Raw genomic sequence first — 18,499 nt, 5'->3', positions numbered from 1 at the left:
CAGGTGAGCCCTGCGGAGGCGGGCAGCCGCAGCCCGGCCCTCATGACAGAGGAGGCGATCGTGGAAGAGCAGCAGGAGGTCCTGGCGCGGACGGTCGGCGCGGTGATGCGTCCCGCCGTGGTCACGGTCGACGTCGGCGAAACCGTGCTCGTGGCGTGGGAGCTGTTGCAGCGGTCGGGTTCTCGTCACCTTCCGGTGGTGCGTCCGGACGGTCGCTGTGCCGGCTTGCTGGAGAGGGCTGATGTGGCGGTTGCGTGTGGGGCTCCCGCCGTTGCGCTGTCGGAGCTGCGGGTGGATGAGCTCCTTCGGGGCCACGGGCCGGTGCTCGTGCACGTGGAGCAGACCGTACGCCACGCCGTCGACCTCATGACGTACACCGGTGCCGACGCCCTTCCGGTGCTGGCCGAGGACGGGTGTCTTGCCGGGGTGCTGACGGCGGCAGGCATCGTCGCGGCCCTGGTCGGACAACAACTCCGGGAGGAGTCGGCGGACCGTCGGCCACAGGCCCCCACGGTATTGCCCGGGCTGCCGCCCCGGCGGAGCTACCGCGGAACGGCATTTCCCTGACCGCCGGACGCAACGCGCGAACGAGGCAGGGGTGTGAAGAGACCGGACGGTGCCGTCGGGCGCAGCGGGTATCGCGGTGTTCCGCATACGGCGGACCTGCGGGTGGAGGCGTGGGCCCCCACACGCGAGGAGTGCATGGCGCAGGCGGTGCGGGGGGTGTGCGCGTTGTTCCTGGACCTGACGGGGGCGGTCGGAGACCACCGGCGGGACGTGGTGGTGAGGGCGGAGCGGGACGAGGACGTGCTTGTCGCGCTTCTGGACGAGGTCGTGTACCGGCTCGACACGGAGGGCGAGGTCCCGGTCGACGTGGAACTCGCCCCCGTCGACGGCGGAGTGAAGGGCGTCTTCCAGACGGCCGACGCCGGATCGCTTCCGGTGACGGGTGCCGCACCGAAGGCCGTCACGCTGCACGGACTGGCGCTGAGCCGTGGGCCGGACGGCTGGACCTGTTCGGTGACGCTCGACGTGTGAGTGCGCGCTCAGCTCGCTCGTCCCGTTCGGTCCTTGCGCGGGAATCGCCGCAGCCGCCGCAGTGGCCAGGTGTTGATGACGCCGTCGGGGGTGAGCCATCCGCGTTGCGCCGTGCCGACGCCGTAACGGAGGTAGGCGAGCTGGGGGATGGAGTGGGCGTCGGTGTTGATGGCGAGCTTCGCCCCGTGTCCCTTGGCCCGGAGGATGTTCTCGTCGCCCAGGTCGAGGCGGTCCGGCTGGGCGTTGATCTCCAGGGCGATGCCGGTGCGGGCGCAGGCGCAGGCGGCGAACACCTCGTCGAGGTCGGCGTCGATGCCCGGCCGCTTGCCGATGAGGCGGGTGGTGGGGTGGCCGATGATGTTGACGTGGGGGTTCTCGCAGGTGCGGACGAGCCGCCGCGTTATCACCGTGCGGTCGAGGCCGAAGTGGGAGTACACCGAGACCGCGCAGAGGTCGAAGCCGGCGAGGAACGCGTCGGGCCAGTCCACCTCGCCGTCCGGACCGATGTCGAGCTCGGTGCCGTGCAGGAGCCGCATCCTGTGGTGCCGGCCGTCCAGCGACCGCACGGACTCGCGCTGGGCCAGGATCTTCTCGTCGGTCATGCGCTGCATGGACAGGTTTGGCGCGTGGTCGGTGACCGCGTAGTACACGTAGCCCCGCGCGGCGGAGGCCTTCACCATCTCCTCCAGCGAGGTGAGGCCGTCGGTGAGGTCGATGTGGGTGTACAGGTCGCCCCTGATGTCGTCCTCCGTCACCACCTAGGGCAGCTCTCCGCGCAGGCCGGCTTCGATCTCGCCGCGGTCCTCGCGCAGCGTGGGCGGGATCCACGGCAGGCCGAGCCGGGCGTACACCTCGTCCTCGGTGCGGGAGGCGATCTGCTTGCCGCTCTCCGTCTCGAACAGGCCGTACTCGGAGAGCTTCAGCCCTGCGTTGACGGCGATCGTACGGGTGTGGATGTTGTGCGCCTTCGAGCCGGTGAAGCACTGCAGGGCGGCGCCCCACGCGTCCGGCCGCACCACGCGCAGGTCGACCTGGACGCCCTCGACGGTGCGGACGGAGGTCTTCTTGGGGCCGTGGACAAGGATCTCTGCGGTGGACGGCAGTTCGGTGAGCGCGTTCATGAACGGTGCGGACCGGTCGGCGGCGACGAGGATGTCGAGGTCGCCGATGGTCTCCATCATGCGGCGCAGCGATCCCGCGTACGCGCAGTTCTCGCAGCCCGCGACACGGGAGAGGGCCATGACGATGTCCTCGGCCGCTTCCATCGCCTTCCTGGGGCCGAGGGCGGGGACGGCCATGAGCTGCCGCACCCCGGCCGGGATCCGGGCCCGTCTCTCCTCGGCCGCCGCGACCTTGCCGGTACGGAAGTACTCGATGACTTTGTCGGCGATGGACCTGCCGACGCCCAGGACGTCCCGCAGACCGGCGGCGTCGAGGTGGGACACGTCGGAGGGGTGGCCGCCGATCGCGCGGGCTGCCTTCTCGTAGGCGCGCGCCTTGAACGCCTCGCCTCCGGCGATGGCGATGAGGTCCGCGTACTCCTGAGGAGCGCCTCGACCTCCTCGTCAGGCCGGACCACGTCTTCCAGTCCAGGAACCGGCACCCACCGCGCGAAAGCGGCGGCCGGACGCTGTACTGGGAGTCATGGGGACCGGCGTCACGTGAACCGCTGTGTCGAAGAACGGGCTCGCCGCCGGGACGGCGTCCGGGGCCGCCCGCGTGGCGCGGAGAGAAGGTGGTGGGCATGGACATCACCCTGATCGAGGAGACCCCGTTCCGGTTTCGCATCGAGCGGCAGGACTCCATGCGCGTTCCCGGGGTCGTCTTCGCGACGCGGGAGCTTCTGCCGCAGGCGGCGGGGGACAAGGCGCTGGACCAGGTCGTGAACGTGGCGACGCTGCCGGGCATCGTCCGCGCGTCGTACGCCATGCCCGATGTGCACTGGGGGTACGGCTTCCCGATCGGTGGTGTGGCCGCCACGGACATCGACGCCGGCGGGGTGATCTCGCCCGGCGGCGTCGGTTTCGACATCTCCTGCGGCGTCCGCCTGCTCGCCGCCGACATCGGCCGCGGCCCGCTGGCCCCCCGGATACGGCGCCTGATGGACATCCTCGGCGACACCGTCCCCCGCGGCCTGGGCCCGGGCGGGCTGTGGAAGCTGTCCGGACGGCCGCAGTTGGAGGAACTCATGGTCGCCGGGGCCGCCTATGCGGTCGAGCACGGTCGGGGCGTGCCCCGCGACCTGGAGCGCTGCGAGGACCGCGGGACGCTGGCGGGGGCCGATCCGTCGCAGGTCGGCCAGCGGGCGGTGGACCGGGGGATCCGGCAGGTGGGCAGCCTGGGGTCGGCCAACCACTTCCTGGAGGTGCAGGCCGTGGACCGGGTGTACGACGAGCCCACCGCGACCGCCTTCGGACTGCGCGCCGACCAGGTGTGCGTCATGATCCACTGCGGTTCACGCGGCCTGGGGCACCAGGTGTGCAGCGACCACGTCCGTGTGATGGACCAGTCCCTGCGCTCCTTCGGCATCCGGCTGCCGGACCGGCAGCTGGCCTGCGCGCCCGCCGTCTCCACGCCGGGCCGCGCCTATCTCGGGGCGATGGCGGCTGCCGCCAACTACGGCCGCGCCAACCGGCAGCTGCTCACCGAGGCCGCCCGGCACGCGTTCTCCGTCGCTGCCGGGGCGGGGCTTGACCTGGTCTACGACGTCTCCCACAACATGGCGAAGATCGAGACCCATGACGTGGACGGGGTACGGCGCCGGCTGTGCGTCCACCGCAAGGGCGCCACCCGCGCCCTGCCGCCCGGCCACCCGGACCTGCCCGACGACCTCGCGAAGGCCGGGCAGCCCGTGCTGGTACCCGGCACGATGGGGACGGCGTCGTACGTGATGGCCGGCACCGCCGGCAACGACGCCTTCTGGTCCTCCGCCCACGGCGCCGGACGCGTCTGGAGCCGCCACCAGGCGTTGCGCCGGGTCCGCGGCGAGGAACTGCACGACGAGCTGGAGTCTCACGGCATCGCGGTCCGGCCGAAGTCCTGGCGTGCGCTCGCCGAGGAGGCGCCCGACGCCTACAAGGACGTCGACGCCGTGGCCGCCGCCACGGAGGGCGCGGGACTCGCCCGCCTGGTCGCCCGCCTGGTACCGCTCGGGGTCGTCAAGGGATGACGAATCAGGTGTGCATGGTCAGGCCCCGCGTGAACGGGCGTCCGCGGAGGGCGGCCCGGGTGGTTCCTCGAGGACGCTCCAGGCGACCGGTCCCAGGAGGTCGGCCAACCGCTGGAAGACATCGATGAGCATGTCGTCCACGGTGAGGACGCCCACGACCCGGCGATCCTCCAGGACGGGCAGGCGACGGAACCCGGACGTGCGGAAGGTCCGGTAGGCCACGTGGATGTCGTCGGTGGCGTCCACCGTGATCACGGGCGAGGTCATCACCGAATCGACCACCTCGCTCGCGTCGAGGCTCCTGGCGAGAGCGGCCAGCGCGAGGTCGCGGTCGGTGACGATGCCGCGGAGGGCCCCGCCCTCGGTGACGATCACGGAACCGACCCCGTACTCGGCCATCTCTCGGGCGACTTGTCGCAGCGGTGTCCCTGTGGGCACGGACACCGCCGGATGGCTCATCGCTTCGGAGACCTTCATCAGCCTGGTTCCTACAGTCCCTGGGAGAGCAGCAGTTCGTGCGCCATCCGGGCGCCGCGTGCCGCCTGCTTCTCCCGCTCGACGTCCTCCGAGGGGATCTCCTCCAGCCCTTCGGCCAGCGCTTTGACGGCCTGTGCCAGGACCTGCACCTGGGTCTCCAGGGTGCGCAGCCTCTCGTGCTCGTTCGGGGCGATGTTCTCGGTCATCACGGTTCGCCTTCCTGTCGGGGGAGAAGGGAGCGGACGCTCCCGGATGCTGGGGGTGAGTCGTGCTGTGGGCCTGCTCGGGGTCGGTCGCATCGGTGTGTCCGCTGCTAGCCCGGCTCCATGTAGGGGCGGCGGAAGACCAGGGGGCCGGTGTCGTGCGGGCGTATGGCTGTCAGCGCCTGGGAGACCGCGGCCTCCAGGGAGCCGCTGGTGTCGATCGCGACGGCTTCCACCCACGGCGGCTCCCGCGCTGCCATGGCGAGGGCCACGTCGAGGTCGGCGTCGGACGGTCCGGCGGTGCGGCCTTCCAGGCGGGCCGCCGTCGTCTCGTCCGGGACCCGGCAGTGCAGGGCCACGAGGTCTGCGCTGGTGCGTTCGGCCACGCGGTGGGCGGCTTCGCGCTGTGCGGCGTTCGACCAGGTGGCGTCGAGGACGACGGACTCGCCTCGGGACAGCAGGGTGGCTGCGCGTTCCAGCAGGGCCGCGTAGGTCGTGGCGGTCCACTCGGGTGTGTACAGGCCCTCGCCGTAGGGGGTCGAAGCGGGCTGGTCCGCCGGGATGCCCGCGAGTTCCTTGCGCAGGCGGTCGCTGCTGAGCAGGGTGACGCCGAGGCGGTCGGCCAGTGCACCGGAGAGGGTGGACTTCCCGCTGCCGGGGAGTCCACCCACGAGGGTCAGGCCGACGGCGGAGGTGCGCAGGTGACGCAGGGTCGTGGTGATCAGTCGCCGTGCGGCGGGGCCGGCGTCCGGCGCGCCCTGGCGGGCCTGGATCAGGGAGACCTTGGCGCGGACGAAGGCGCGGTAGGCGACGTAGTGGTGCCGCAGCGAGGGTGGTGCGGGGTCGCCGGAGTACTCGCTGTAGCGGGCGAGGAAGAACGCCGCCAGATCCGGGGCGTCGAGCTGTTCGAGGTCCATGGCGAGGAAGGCGGCGTCGTCGAGGCCGTCTACGTAGCGCAGGTGGTCGTCGAACTCCAGGCAGTCCAGGACGCGGGGGCCGTCGTCGAGGCAGAAGATGTCCTCGGCGAGCAGGTCGCCGTGGCCGTCGACGATGTGGCCCTGCTCGATGCGCACCTCGAACAACCGCTCACGTCCGGCGAGATAGCGGCGGACCAGCCGCTCGACCTCCGCCACGCCCTCGGGCACGGGGCCCTCTCCGCTCATCTCACGCACCTGCGCGAAGCTCGCCTCCCAGCGCGACGACAGGGCGTCCCGCGTGCCCTGCGCGTCCACCTCCGGCGTGCGGGGAGCACTCGCGTGACGGGTGGCGAGCAGCCGTGCGACGGCGCGCAGGGCATCGTCGACGACCGCGCCTTCTCGTACGAGCCGGGACAGGCGGCGCTCCGCCGGCAGGCGGCGCATCGCCACGAGAGGCTCGGGCGCCTCCGCGTCGGGGACCCGGATCTCGCCCACACCCAGGTAGACATCCGGGGCGAAGCGGCGGTTGAGGGCGACTTCCCGCTCGCATGCGATCCGCCGGGCCTCCACGGTGGTGTAGTCCAGGAACCCCAGGTCGACGGGCTTCTTGAGCTTGTACGCGCGGTCGCCGACGAAGAACACGACCGCGGTATGGGTCTCGCGCACTTCAGCCCGAGGGAGCGGGCGCAGGTCGGGGGCGACGCCCGTCCGGAGGACGGACGCGTCGTCGTGACGCGCCGTGGTGGCCGACTCCCCGATGTGGCCTGGCTCAGTCATGGGGGACGACGGCGACGGGGCAGCGCGCGTGGTGCAGGGCGGCATGGGCTACGGGACCGAGGCGTGGCGCGAGGGCGGGACGGTGCTTGCGCCGGCCGACGACCAGCAGATCGGCACCATCGGCAGCGCGCACGACAGCCTCGGCGGGGCTTTCGAGTCGGACGGCATCGACCGACTCCACGCCGGGGAACTTCTCGCGCCAGGGGCGAAGGAGCTGAGCCAGCTGCTTCCGCGCGTCCTCCGTGATCTCCTTGGTGACCTCGTGGTCCATGCCCCACGGAGTGTGTGCATGGAGCGGCAGACTTCGGCCGTGGACGACCTGGAGAGGCACGCCGCGGGCCGCGGCGGCCTCGAAGGCGAAGGCGAGCAGGCCGTCGCAGGGGCCGTGCAGTTTCAGCGCGACCACGACGCTACGAGGGGCGGGGGACGAGCCCCGCTCGCGGGCCTCGGGACGGACCAGGACCACGGGCCGCGTGGCCCGTGCCACGACGGCCATGCTGACGGAGCCGAGGAAGTAGCTCTCGGCGGACGTCAGACCGCGCGAACCCAGCACAGTCAGCTCGGACTCCGACGCCGCCTTCACCAGGGCGTCCTGCGCGTCGTCGGCGACCAGGTTGCCGACGATCAGGAGGCCCGGGTGGCGGGCCTGGAGCTCCGCCTGCGCCTGGTGCACGAGCCGCTTCGCCCAGTAGTTCTGATCGATCTCCGGCGCGGCGCGGACCGGCTCGGGCGCGAGCATGGGCCAGGCGTGCATCAGGCGCAGCGTGACCTTGCGCCGCTCCGCCTCGTCGGCGGCCCAATGAGCGGCCGCCATGCTCTCGGGCGAGCCGTCCAGGCCGACCGTGACGACTGGCTCCATGGCAACTGCCTCCCTCTCGTACGGCGCCGCAGGGAGGGACGCGCGGGTGCCGGCATCTGAGGGCCGAAGCACGCCCCTTTCTCTGGTTCGAGGAGTACCCCAGATCGTCCTGCCCCGCATGCGGGCCGCGACGTGACCCGGCTCCGGATCGGTGCGTGCCCGATCTCGCGTCCGGCGCATGCCGCGCGGGCGGGAACGGTCACGGCCGCGCGCCGGAGGGGCCGATCGGTCCTTGCGAGCCCTGCCCCGTTCGGCCCCTTCCCGGGCCCGTCCGGTACGTGGAGACCACGCTGACGTGCGGCAGGCTGGGGCCGACAGGTCGATCCACGACGCAAGGAGCGAACGGTCATGGCAAACGGCATGGAGCCTTTTCCGAGCTGGCGGTGTTGACCGCGAGTTGGACATGCCTGCGCAACGACGAAGCTCCTGGTAGACGGGTTCTCGACGAAGATCACCCGTGTCTGCCAGGAGTCTCTATAAGGACCTTCAGCGTTGTCTCTCCAGGGTGAGGGCGGCCTTGGTGATTGACGTGAGCTGGTTGGGACTGATCCGGGCTTTGCGGAAGATCCGCCAGGCTTTGAGGCGGGCGAAGGCCCGTTCGACGGGGAAGCGGAGTCGGGCGTGTGCGCGGTTGACGGCGGCTTGTCCGGGGGTGAGGGGGCGTCCGAGGTGGCGTTTGAACGGCACCTGGAACGTTCCGCCGGCCCCGGCGTAGGCCTTGTCAGCGAGTGCGGGGATCTGTAGACGTTCACAGATCGTGACGATGCGGTGGGTGCGGGCCGCGGTGATGTCGACCGTGCGGCCGGGCAGCGTCGGCGAGTACCAGATCAGCTCGCCCACCGGGTCGGTGACGGCCTGGATGTTCACGCCGTGCCGCCTGGCCTTGCCCGAGTAGTTCCGCTCGTGGTCACCCACCCGGTCGCACTCGGCGATGGTGCCGTCCACCAGAACGTACTCGGGACGCGCACGGCGCAGGGCCTGTGTCAGGGACGGCGCCCTCGCGGCGAGGAGCTTGATCACGCTCTGTGTGTAGGCGTGGTCGGTGCCCTCGCTGATGCGGAAGCCCGCGGCGGGTTTCGCGTAGGTGGTGTGCTCACGCAGGTACACCAGGGCGATGATGGCGCGCTGCGTGGGCCGCAGCTTGCAGCGGCGGTCGCCCTCTCGGGTGACGATCAGCATCGTGACCCACTCCACGAGCGCGTGCGGCAGGTCGAGTGCAGCAGGATAGGTAACCAACGAGGCTGCCGGTCGCAGCGGTTGAGACGTCAGACATCTCGAACCACTGCCCGAAGGCCTTGCCTGCTATCCGCAGCCGGTCGTCACCCGATCGGTGAACACCCTGAAGATCCTTATTGAAGCCATTGATCCGAAACGCTTTGGGTTCTGGCTCGTTGACGGTGTGTGAGCGAGTTGGTGGGGGTGCGCGGACCTGGTCGCCGGACGCGCAGGAGGCCGTGCGGTTGTTGGCGGTGTCGGCGCTGGTGGAGGGCCGGGACCGGGTAGAGGCCGCCGCCCTGTTCAAGGTTTCGGTCAAGGCAGTGGACAACTGGTGGGCGAGGTGGCAGGCCGGCGGCCGGGACGCCCTGCTGTCCCGCCCGCGAGGCCGCCGCATGGGAGAGCATCAGGTCCTGTCCGAGGCCGAGCAGGTCGTGTTGAGGTAGGCCGTTCTCGATCGCACTCCCTGTGGCCTGGGGCTTTCGGGTCAGCTGTGGACGCGGGGGCTGATAGGCGAGCTGATCTTCAAGCTGCATGGGGTCCGCTTTACCGAGCCGGAGTGGGCAAGTACCTCAAACGCTGGGGGCTGTCCTTCCAGCGTCCGGACAAGCGGGCCGTCGAGCAGGATGCGGAAGCGGTCCGGATCTGGCGCGAGGAGACCTGGCCGGCGATCCGGGCCAGGGCGAAGGTGGAGGACGGCGAAGTCCTCTTCGCCGATCAGGTCGGGATCCGCTCGGACCAGGTCACCGGCCGCACCTGGGGCGCCAAGGGCAGGACGCCGGTCGTCCGCCGTGCCGGGAACCGGTTCTCCGTGAACGCGATGTCCGCGATCAGCACCGCGGTCGGATGCACTTCATGGTCTTCTTCGAACACCGCCCTCAGCGGCACGGGGGCCTTGTGCGTTGCGGCCCTCATCCTGACCCGGTCTGGGTCACTCGATCAGTGGCCACTCTGAAAGAGCTCATGGTCTTCAGGAGGACCTGCTCGGCCTGCCTTCTGTGCTGCCGTCGCTGTTCCGGAACCATTCGCTCAGTCACGGCGGGGTCTTATGACAACACCATTGACCTGCCAATTGCGTGCGTGTTTCATGGCGTGCCAACAGGCCGCTCCCCACTCGGCCGCGTTCTCCACGGCCAGTGCGCGTCCACGTCCACGCGCGTTTGGCACAAGTGAGTCACACCCGCGTAGGTCCACGAGCAAGGCGGTGATCCCGTTGGCATCGACGAAGGGGAACTCGAGCAGAGCGCCCGAAGCCCGCGTCCAGCCACAGCAGCCCGCCATGCGGAGATCGCTCGGCCTCTGGGGCGGTGTGGCGATAGCCGCCTCCAGCACGGCGGCCACCACCAGCATCGGCATCGGGCTCGGGCTGATGGCCGGCATGGTCGGTCTGCATCTGCCCGCCATCATGCTGCTGGCCTTCCTGCCCATCCTGGGTATCGCGGGCGGCTACGGGCGGCTCGGCCGTGTGGAGCCGAACGCCGGCAGCAGCTACCGCTGGATCGGCCGCACCCTCAGTCCCTGGCTGGGCTTCCTCGCGGCCTGGGTCAACATCGTCGGCACCATCGTCTTCATGGCCTACACCACCACGGTGACCGGCTCGGCGATCCTCCAGCTCCTCGGCCAGGCGTCCCTCCACAGGGTCGCCGGTCTCCGTCTCGACCCGGATTCCACCCTGCAGGCCACTCTGCTGGGCCTGGTCGTCCTGATCGCCGCCGCGCTCGTCTCCGTCCGCGGGGTGGAGCTCGCCGCCGGGTTCCAGAAGTGGCTGCTGATCTTCGAGTACGCCGTACTGCTCGGGTTCTGCGGGTACGGCCTGTTCGTCGGCGACCAGCCGTTCTCGCTCGAGTGGTTCAACCCGTTTGCCATACCCTCCTTCGAAGGCCTCGCCCAGGGCATGGTCCTGGCGGTCTTCTGTTACTGGGGCTTCGAGTCGGTGTTCAGTGTGGGCGAAGAGGTCCGCGATCCGGGCGACGCCTCCCGCAGCGGATTCATCGCCCTGACCGTGATGCTGGTGCTCTTCCTGCTCGGGGGCACGGCCTTCCAGCGCGTGATGCCCCTGGGCGAGCTGGCGGACAACGGCGCCCACGGCCTCACGTACTTCGGTGAGAAGCTCGCCGATCAGCCGCTGGCCGCCCTGCCGCTGATCGCCCTGATGTTCTCGGCGGTGGCATCACTGCAGGCCGCGGTCATCCCCACCGCGCGGGGGGTGTACGCGATGGGCCGCGACGGCACTCTCGGCCGCGTCTGGACGCGCTTCCACCCCGGTTATCAGACGCCCTACGCCGCCACGCTGCTGATCGCCGCGTTCGCCGTCGTCCTGGCCCTGCTCTCACTGGTCATCCCGACCGTCAACGACCTGATCTTCGCAGCCGTGAACGCGATAGGCATCTTGGTGGCGTTCTACTACGCGCTGACGGCCATCGCCGCCGCCGTGCGCTTCCGACACCTCCTGCGCACCTCGCCGCTGGAGGGCCTGAGGGCCGTCGTCGGCCCTGCGCTGGGAGCGCTCGCCCTGCTCGTAGTGGGCGGCTACCTGGCCTGGTGGCTCTACGACTCCGCCGACCACTTCGAGATCTCCGCGGACAACGGCTGGTTCGCCCTGCTCGTCCCGGCCCTGATCCTCGCCTCCGGTCTGGCGGTCGCGGCATGGGCCCGCTGGGTCCGTAAAGCCCCGTACTTCTCCCCCGGCTTCGACACGAGCCCCTGCTCCGAGTGACAACCCTCATGTCCCGTCGGCCGCCTCCGGTCGGCCGATCCACTGGAGTACCTCCCCATGCGCAAGGCCGGCCCGGTCTTCACCCATGGCTCCGTCCACACAGGAGGCCCCGCCCGCACCCGGGCCGGCGGCCTCGCTGCCACCGGGGACCTCATCACCCCCGCCGGCCCTGACGAGGTGCGAGAGCTGCCCGGCCCCGGTGTCGAGGCCGTCGACCTCCGCGGCCGGCTGCTCACCCCCTGGCTTCCAGGACGCGCCCCATCGACGCCGTCCACGGCAGCGTGGCACTCGCCGACCGGCGTGCCCTCGCCGCCTGCACGGCAGGTCCGGCCCACGTCGACGGCGTGGACGACGCCGCCAGTCCCCGCGCCGGGAACCCGACCGACCCGGTGGTACCGGACCGCGACACCTCCAGCCCCCCACCGCAGGAGATCGCCGAGGCCGACGTCGTACTGACATACGTCTGAAGCCGGTCTGCCCACTCCGCCGCTTGAGAACGCGGGGCCGGGCGCCGACGGCCCTCGAAGGCCGCCGGGGCCCGCGCCCCGGACCCGCACCTCCCGCAGCACCACGAACCAAGGACCAGACATGACCGATTCCAGCGACCTCGCCTACCTGCCCGCCACCGAAGCACTGCGCCTATTCCGCGAGCGCTCGCTGTCTCCCGTGGAGCTGATGACCGCGGTCATCGCGCGCGCCGAGGCTGTCGAGCCGAAGGTCAACGCCCTCGCCGAGCGCACCTTCGACGAGGCCCTGGCCGCCGCACGCGAGGCCGAGGCCCGTTACGCGGGCAAGGGGGAGGCGCCCCGGCCGCTGGAGGGGCTGTCCGTCGCGACGAAGGAGGAGCAGCCCATCGCCGGCCGTCTCGCCACGGACGGCTCCCTGGCCTTCGAACACGAGGTCGCCGACGAGACCCACCCGGTCGTCGAGCGCGTTCTGGCGGCCGGAGGCATCGTGCACGCGCGGACCACGACGCCCGAGTTCAGCTGTGCGGCGGTCACCCAGTCGCGGCTGTGGGGCGTCACCCGCAACCCATGGAACCTGGAGTTCTCGCCGGGCGGCTCCTCCGGCGGCGCCGGCGCCGCCCTCGCGGCGGGCGAGACCACCCTCGCGACCGGCTCCGACATCGGCGGCTCCATCCGCATACCCGCCTCGTCCACGGGCACGGTCGGCTTCAAGCCGCCGTACGGCCGCGTTCCCGCGATGGTGCCCTTCAACCTCGACACGTACTGCCACGACGGCCCGATGGCCCGCACCGTAGCCGACTGTGCCCTGCTGCAGAACGTCATCGCCGGGCCGCACCCGGGCGACGGCGTCTCCCTCCACCCCAAGCTGGTCCTGCCGGACAGCTTCGAGGGCACCGCGGGCCTGCGCGTCGCCCTGTCGGTGACCTTCGGCGACTGGCAGGTCGCCCCCGAGGTCGAGGCCAACACGCGCGCCGTCGCCGAGGCACTGCGGGCCGCCGGGGCGATCGTCGAGGAGGTCGAGGTCGCGATCACGCGTGCCGACGTCATGAAGGCGGCGATGATCCACTTCGGTACGATCTTCGGCCCGTACATCGCGTCGGTGGCCGCCGAACACGGCGACAAACTGACGCCGTACGCGCTGGACTTCGCCGAGCGGGCCGGCCGCGCCGCCCGCGAGCCGGGCAGCTTCCTGGAAGGCCTGGCCATCGAGGGCGCGGTGCAGGCGGAGCTGGGCACACTCCTCGAACGGCACGACGTGCTGCTCTGTCCCACCCTCGCCATCCCGGCCTACGTGGCGGACGACGACTACACGTCGACGAAGGTCGTCATCAACGGCGTCGAGCTGGACGACTCTCTGGAGGCTTCGCTCACCACGGTGTTCAACATCGCCAGCCGCTGCCCGGTGCTGAGCGTGCCGTCCGGATTCGCCTCGACCGGAGTCCCCACCGGTGTGCAGATCGTGGGGCGTCCGTACGACGACACCACGGTCTTCCGTGCGGCTTCCGCGATCGAGGCCGTCCGTCCCTGGAGCCGCGTCCCGGTCCTGTGATCACGCCAGGCCACGGCTTTGTCAGCGGACTTGAGGATCGCGCGCACTCCCATGCTTTCCGATGTCCCACCACGTCGAGTGCGTCGTGATCCTTGAGCCTGCCGAAAGGGACGCTGACATGCGGGTTTTCCGAGTGCGCATTATGGGGGCCATGTGCGATACGGGCGGTATTCTGACGTATGTCTGACGCATGCCCGGCTCGTATGCCGACGCCCCGTCAGCAGCAGAAAGCCGCCCTTCCAATTCGACGACACCTTCGTGCCCGACTTCCACGTGATGCTCGAACCGGGCACCGGCTTCCACGGGATCATGCGGGAGTTCGACCTCACCCGGACCCTGATCGGGCTCATGGTGATCGGCACCGCGCAGCGTGCCATCGACATGACGGTGGAACACGCCAAGCAGCGCACCACCTTCGGGCAGCCGTCGGCGGTGAACCAGGGCGTGCAGTTCCCGCCGGCCGAGCACACCATCTACATCAGTGCGGTCCGGGCGCTGGCCCACCACACCCTCGGCCTGCGCAGGGCGGGTCAACCGCACACCGCCCAGGCGGCGATGCTCAAGTGGTGGGCTCCGCAGGTCGCGATGGCCGCCGTCAACGACTGCGTCGTCCTGCACGGCCACATCGGCTGGTCCGAGGAAATGCCGCTGCAGGCCATGCTGCGTGACGTGTCGGGCTACCAGATCGGTGACGGCACGCCGCAGATCCAGAAGATGATCATCGCCCGCGATCTGTACGCACGGTGACGAAAACTCCTGCCGCATAGGCAGGTAACGACCTGGTTGGCGCATTGAGGGTTGCGCCAACCAGGTTCGCCCGTTCTCCCCGACTTTCGAAGGACCTCGACTCGCGCATCGGCATCAACGTGCATCTCGGCACCGACTATCAGGCCGGGACAGACCCCGTCGCACGGCAGCCGGCCGACTGCGAGAGCGCAGGGCTCGACATGGCCTTTCGCCCGGGTGACCTCGGCGTAGCGCCGGCAGTTCGGGTCGGCACCGCCCGCGTTGGAGGGGATCCCGAGCCACATCCAGCCGACCGTCGCGTGACGGGAGCCGATGGGCGTGCGTGAGGCTTCGACGGAAGCAGGTCGGCTCTACGCGGAGGACATCGAGCAGTTCGTCGACCTCAGACAGCCGCTCGGCACGCACATGATGACCGAGGACGACATCCGGGAGTTCGCCGGGCATGGGGACCCGCTGCCGATCCATGTCGGGGATGGCGAGCACTTCGGTGGGGTCATCGCCAGTGGCCTCCACACGCTGTGCGTCCACCAACGGCTCGCCGTCGCCGGGCCCTACTCGCGATGGGCCGTGGCGGCGGGCCGCCGGATGACGAGCATGAGCCTGCCGAGATCCGTCCGCCCTGGGGACACGCTGACAGGCTGGGTCACCGTCGCACAGGTGTCACCTCGTGTGAGGACTGCGGTGGCGCGGATCCACGGTGAGTTGATCAACCAGAACGGCGATCAGGTCCTCAGCCTGGAGCTCGAAGCGGTGGTGAAGAACCACCCAACGGCGACATCCGATCGATCCCGGTGAACGTGTCGACCGGCCCAGCCGCCCAACGTGTGGGTGCCCGCCCGTCGCACTCGACACGGGAGGAACGGCGATCTCACGCGACCGCCTGTCGATCAGCCGGGGCCGGTGGACGCGGAGGGCTGCCTCGAGTGCAGTGGGCACGCTCGCACATGGGCCGATCCGGCCGCCGCGGGTGAGTCGGGGACCAACGTGCGGGTGGTGCTTGTGGCGCCCGGCGAAGCGCCCCACGCCGCAAGCTGACCAAGCGGATCGGCAACGGCACAGTCAGCAGTCGGATTTCGGGCACTGGGCACGAGGCGGCCGGACTGGGGCCATTCCTGCTTGCCCCTGCAGCACAGCGGGCCCTTTCTCGTGAACGCAGACGGCACGCTCGCGTACCGTCGGACTGCGACGCTGCCGCCGTGCGGCTTCTCTCGTCAGGAACTGCTGAGCGCCCTGGACGACTGAGGGCGGCCCCTGGTCCGACGGGCCACGACGTCTCGCCGATCTAGGACACGTCCGCCTCTACGGCTGCCTTGATGCGCTTCCCGAAGGCCGGCGCGTCCTTGCGCGCCGCGGCCAGGGCCAGGCCGACGATGAGCTTGCCGAGGCCGTGGCCCTCCAGCACGTTGTGGATGCGGACCCGCGTCCCGCCGTCCGGCAGCGGTTCCAGGTCGTAGCCGCCTTCGCTCACCGTCACGAGGTTCTTCGACACCTCGGCCCAGCGCATCGACCGCGGCGGGTCGAAGGCGGTGACGCGGAACTCCCGCGAGGTCTTCATCCCCGCGTCCTTCACCGTGCTGCGGAACACCGTACCGACGGCCGTCGGCGACTCGGGAACCCGGTCGATCCGGAGTACCCGCGGGCTGAACCGCGGATCGTTCCGCCCGTCGGCGAGATATCCGAACACCTCGTCGATGTCCCGGCCCACCTCGACCCTCGCCTCGAACTGTCTGGACATGCCACTCCTCGTCGGGGTCGCACCCGCCCGGCGCAAGGGGCAGGCTCCCTCCAGAGTGGAGGACCCTCCCGCCCCGCGCACCTCGGACGGCGGGTGCCAGGTCCCACGAGCTCGTGCATGGTTGGCGCTGGTGTGTCGGACCTCTGATCGTTTGAGCCTGGCTCTGCGTGGTGGGGAACTGGGCATGTGCGCTGACTCGTACGGAGTCGAGAGATCACGGGGCTTTCGCCCGAGGTGATCGCTGAATTCGTTGCCGAGATCGGCCCGTTGCGGCGTGAACGGCTGCACCCGGGACCAGTCGGTGGTTTACGGGCGTATCGGTCTTCCGAGGGCGCTCTGATGCTGACTTTAACGGATTCGAAAGCCTCTGAACTGCGGAAACGTCGGCGGATCAAGTGGTGGTGGAACTTCACGGGCCGCACGGACGAGGAGGTCCGTACGGCCCGGGAGCAGGGACACCGGACCAGACCCCCTGGCCATCCCCGATGGAGCCCGTCAACGGTCGGGCCGACGGCTGGGGGCAAGCCCCCAGCCGTGCCCCATGACAGGGCTGGGGGCTCGTTCCGGAGAGACAGCAGGTGTCAGTCGGCCGCCTTCACCTTGGCGGCGGTCGCCGGGGGCTTGAGCTGGACCCAGCCGGCCTTGCTCGGTGCGCCCTCCTCGTTGAGGAGGAAGAGCATGTAGTAGCCGGGCGGGGCAGCGGCGGCGGTCGGCGGGGCCTGAAGCTCCAGGAAGTTGCCGCCGCGGCTCTTGATGCGCAGTTCGAGGTGACGCTGGCTGGTGTTGATCGAGTGGGTCGCGGTGGTCGGGGCCAGCAGTACGGCGCGGGTGACCTCGTTGGGTGTGCTGGTGCTCACCGTGATCTTCTCGTTGTAGCCGACGCTCGGGTTGAAGATCAGACCGAGCGAGGGGCGGCTGCCCTGGTGGAGGTAGGCCGGCTCGTAGATCTCGATGCTGCCGTTGTTGTTGTCGTTGATGTCGGGGTCGTTGGCGAGCTGCTGGAGTTCGTCGCCCGTGATCATGACACGGCCGTCCGGGAGGACCACGCCGTTGGAGTGGTAGCCGCGCGGCAGCCGCTGGACGGGGCCGAGCTTCCAGTCGCCGTTCTCGTCGCGCAGTTCGACCTGGCGGTACTTCAGGTCGGCGTTGGGGTTGTACGGTCCGTTGCCGTAGTCGCGGATGTCGAAGGCGCCGTTGACGGTGAGCAGATTGCCGTTCGGCAGGAGCAGGGTGTCGTCCTGGGTGCGGCCGAAGGCGCGGGGCTTCTCGGTGTTCCACTTGCCGCCGGCCAGGCGGTAGGTGTTCGGGTCGTTGCGGTCGCCGCCGAGGACCAGGACCGAGTCGGGGCCTCTGAAGCCGGCCGGCAGGGGGACCGCGGAGCCGTAGTTGCGCCTCCACTCCCCACCATCAGGTCCAGGCTTGGCTTTGTTGACGTCCGGGCGGTTCGGCAGGTCGGTCTTGGTGTCGGCGGCGGTGTCGAAGAGCCATTGCTGGTCCACGGAGCGGCCGAGTCCGTAGATCTTCCCGTCGCGCAGCGAGAACAGGTGCGGATAGTCCCACTTGAACGGGGCCTCGGTCTTGAGCTTGTCCACCCCCCAGCCGATCGGCTTGGTCGACTTGTCGAAGGGCACCTGGCGGCTCGCGTCGGGGAAGCGCTCGACGATCGGGGTGGGGGTGCCCCAGCCCAGCTCCGACTGGCCGGACATGATCACCTGACGTCCGTCGGCGCCGGTGACCACGCTGGGGTACCAGCGGCCGACGGACATGTCCTTGTTGAGGTACCAGTCCTCCGCCCAGGGGTCGAAGACCAGGCTCAACTTGGCGCCGCTGCCTCCGTTGCCGCCGAGGTTGCCGCCGAAGACGCCGAGCATGCCGTTGGGCAGGAAGGAGTGGCCGGCGCAGAAGAACGGGGCCGGGCGGGGTTCGTTCTTGCCGTCGGGCATGTTGACGACCGGTGGCTTCTTCTCGGTGAACGCGTCGGGACCGGTCCCCTTGGCGGGGTCCCAGATCCAGGCGCGGCCGGCGTTCTGCTTGCCGATCGTGTCGGTGGGGGCGGGCTCCTTCTGCGGGTTGACCTCGATCCGCTCGAAGGAGAACAGCAGGACCTTGCCGGTCGGCAACAGCGCGACATGGGCCGCGAAGTCCGGCGACTGGAAGTACTCCTGGAACCGGCCGAACTCGGCGGCGTCGAAAGACGCGTTGGCCTTCTCCTGGGAGGCGGTCAGCGACTTGAGCCGCTCCGTACGGGTGGTCTGCGGGTACTCGCCGACATCGGCCAGGGCCTTCCGGGTACGGGCGTGCTCCTCGGCGTGCTCCTTGCCGAGCGTCGCCGCCTCGTCCGGGTCGACGGTGACCGGCGCGGTCGCCGCTCGGGAGGCGGGGCCGTAGGGAAAGACGTCGCCTCCCTCGTCGTGACCGGTGTGGGCCAGTACGGGGCCTGCCGACGCCAGGGCCATGGACGCGGCCATCGCGGTGGCGGCGCAGACCGAGATCGCCGTGGCGAGCCTCCGGCGGGCGGGCAGGGGCGGATTGCTGCGGGACATGGGACTCCTTGCTGCAGAGAGGAGGGCGCAGCGGTTCGACTGGGGACGCATCGGAGGGAGGGCTGCGCCGGGACTGCCACACGTTCA

The 18,499-nt window shown here is 70.3% G+C and carries 17 protein-coding genes and 1 pseudogene; 10 read left to right on the top strand and 8 right to left on the bottom strand.

What is annotated here, in order from left to right:
- The first annotated feature begins 60 nt into the window (after positions 1-60).
- Both ACFYX3_RS32875 and ACFYX3_RS32870 read left to right on the top strand, forming a co-directional pair.
- Positions 61-567, top strand: a complete 507-nt coding sequence (locus tag ACFYX3_RS32875; protein WP_389021300.1) for a CBS domain-containing protein — start codon at positions 61-63, stop codon at positions 565-567.
- Between the two features lie 33 nt (positions 568-600).
- Complete coding sequence (locus ACFYX3_RS32870) at positions 601-1,038, top strand: archease (protein WP_389021296.1); 438 nt, start codon at positions 601-603, stop codon at positions 1,036-1,038.
- Positions 1,039-1,046: 8 nt separating this feature from the next.
- On the opposite strand, the pseudogene ACFYX3_RS32865 reads toward ACFYX3_RS32870, so the two are convergent.
- Positions 1,047-2,617, bottom strand: a pseudogene (locus ACFYX3_RS32865) (DNA polymerase/3'-5' exonuclease PolX).
- A gap of 165 nt (positions 2,618-2,782) precedes the next feature.
- Here ACFYX3_RS32865 and ACFYX3_RS32860 point away from each other — a divergent pair.
- Positions 2,783-4,207, top strand: a complete 1,425-nt coding sequence (locus ACFYX3_RS32860) for an RtcB family protein (protein WP_389021293.1) — start codon at positions 2,783-2,785, stop codon at positions 4,205-4,207.
- Positions 4,208-4,225: 18 nt separating this feature from the next.
- Here the strand turns inward: ACFYX3_RS32860 and ACFYX3_RS32855 are convergent, their stop codons facing one another.
- From ACFYX3_RS32855 to ACFYX3_RS32835, 5 genes are all read right to left on the bottom strand, one after another.
- Positions 4,226-4,684 carry a cyclic nucleotide-binding/CBS domain-containing protein gene (locus ACFYX3_RS32855; RefSeq protein ID WP_389021290.1) on the bottom strand — a complete coding sequence of 153 codons (459 nt, stop codon included), beginning with the start codon at positions 4,682-4,684 and terminating at the stop codon, positions 4,226-4,228.
- A gap of 11 nt (positions 4,685-4,695) precedes the next feature.
- Positions 4,696-4,890, bottom strand: coding sequence for a hypothetical protein (locus tag ACFYX3_RS32850; protein ID WP_389021287.1), 195 nt, complete (start codon positions 4,888-4,890; stop codon positions 4,696-4,698).
- A gap of 107 nt (positions 4,891-4,997) precedes the next feature.
- A complete protein-coding gene (locus tag ACFYX3_RS32845; protein WP_389021381.1) occupies positions 4,998-6,470 on the bottom strand; it encodes an AAA family ATPase in 1,473 nt (490 codons plus the stop codon).
- 103 nt (positions 6,471-6,573) lie between these two features.
- Complete coding sequence (locus ACFYX3_RS32840; RefSeq protein WP_389021284.1) at positions 6,574-7,440, bottom strand: universal stress protein; 867 nt, start codon at positions 7,438-7,440, stop codon at positions 6,574-6,576.
- A gap of 486 nt (positions 7,441-7,926) precedes the next feature.
- A complete protein-coding gene (locus ACFYX3_RS32835) occupies positions 7,927-8,676 on the bottom strand; it encodes a transposase family protein (RefSeq protein WP_389021281.1) in 750 nt (249 codons plus the stop codon).
- A gap of 218 nt (positions 8,677-8,894) precedes the next feature.
- Here ACFYX3_RS32835 and ACFYX3_RS32830 point away from each other — a divergent pair, with 218 nt between their 5' ends.
- The 7 genes from ACFYX3_RS32830 to ACFYX3_RS32800 all read left to right on the top strand — a co-directional run bounded on the left by ACFYX3_RS32830 (position 8,895) and on the right by ACFYX3_RS32800 (position 14,929).
- Complete coding sequence (locus tag ACFYX3_RS32830; protein ID WP_389021278.1) at positions 8,895-9,101, top strand: helix-turn-helix domain-containing protein; 207 nt, start codon at positions 8,895-8,897, stop codon at positions 9,099-9,101.
- A 113-nt stretch (positions 9,102-9,214) separates the two neighbouring features.
- Positions 9,215-9,610: a winged helix-turn-helix domain-containing protein gene (locus ACFYX3_RS32825; protein WP_389021275.1), complete on the top strand. Its 396-nt coding sequence runs from the start codon at positions 9,215-9,217 to the stop codon at positions 9,608-9,610.
- Positions 9,611-9,934: 324 nt separating this feature from the next.
- Complete coding sequence (locus ACFYX3_RS32820; RefSeq protein WP_389021272.1) at positions 9,935-11,371, top strand: APC family permease; 1,437 nt, start codon at positions 9,935-9,937, stop codon at positions 11,369-11,371.
- Positions 11,372-11,652: 281 nt separating this feature from the next.
- A complete protein-coding gene (locus tag ACFYX3_RS32815) occupies positions 11,653-11,838 on the top strand; it encodes a hypothetical protein (RefSeq protein ID WP_389021269.1) in 186 nt (61 codons plus the stop codon).
- A gap of 121 nt (positions 11,839-11,959) precedes the next feature.
- The gene (locus tag ACFYX3_RS32810) at positions 11,960-13,387 is read left to right on the top strand and encodes an amidase (RefSeq protein WP_389021266.1); all 1,428 of its coding nucleotides are present in this window, start codon (positions 11,960-11,962) and stop codon (positions 13,385-13,387) included.
- A 258-nt stretch (positions 13,388-13,645) separates the two neighbouring features.
- On the top strand, positions 13,646-14,134 hold the full coding sequence (locus tag ACFYX3_RS32805; protein WP_389021263.1) for an acyl-CoA dehydrogenase family protein: 489 nt from the start codon (positions 13,646-13,648) through the stop codon (positions 14,132-14,134).
- 312 nt (positions 14,135-14,446) lie between these two features.
- The gene (locus ACFYX3_RS32800) at positions 14,447-14,929 is read left to right on the top strand and encodes a MaoC/PaaZ C-terminal domain-containing protein (protein ID WP_389021260.1); all 483 of its coding nucleotides are present in this window, start codon (positions 14,447-14,449) and stop codon (positions 14,927-14,929) included.
- Between the two features lie 487 nt (positions 14,930-15,416).
- On the opposite strand, the gene ACFYX3_RS32795 is transcribed toward ACFYX3_RS32800, so the two are convergent.
- Entirely contained in the window at positions 15,417-15,869 is a 453-nt protein-coding gene (locus ACFYX3_RS32795; protein ID WP_389021257.1) for an SRPBCC family protein, read from the bottom strand.
- A gap of 581 nt (positions 15,870-16,450) precedes the next feature.
- Positions 16,451-18,412 carry a galactose oxidase-like domain-containing protein gene (locus tag ACFYX3_RS32790; RefSeq protein ID WP_389021254.1) on the bottom strand — a complete coding sequence of 654 codons (1,962 nt, stop codon included), beginning with the start codon at positions 18,410-18,412 and terminating at the stop codon, positions 16,451-16,453.
- Positions 18,413-18,499 lie beyond the last annotated feature (87 nt).

The sequence above is a fragment of the Streptomyces sp. NPDC002463 genome (assembly GCF_042889835.1).
GTDB classification, from domain to species: domain Bacteria; phylum Actinomycetota; class Actinomycetes; order Streptomycetales; family Streptomycetaceae; genus Streptomyces; species Streptomyces nymphaeiformis.
The sequence above is the reverse complement of the archived record's forward strand: the minus strand, read 5'-3'. Positions and strand labels throughout refer to the sequence as shown.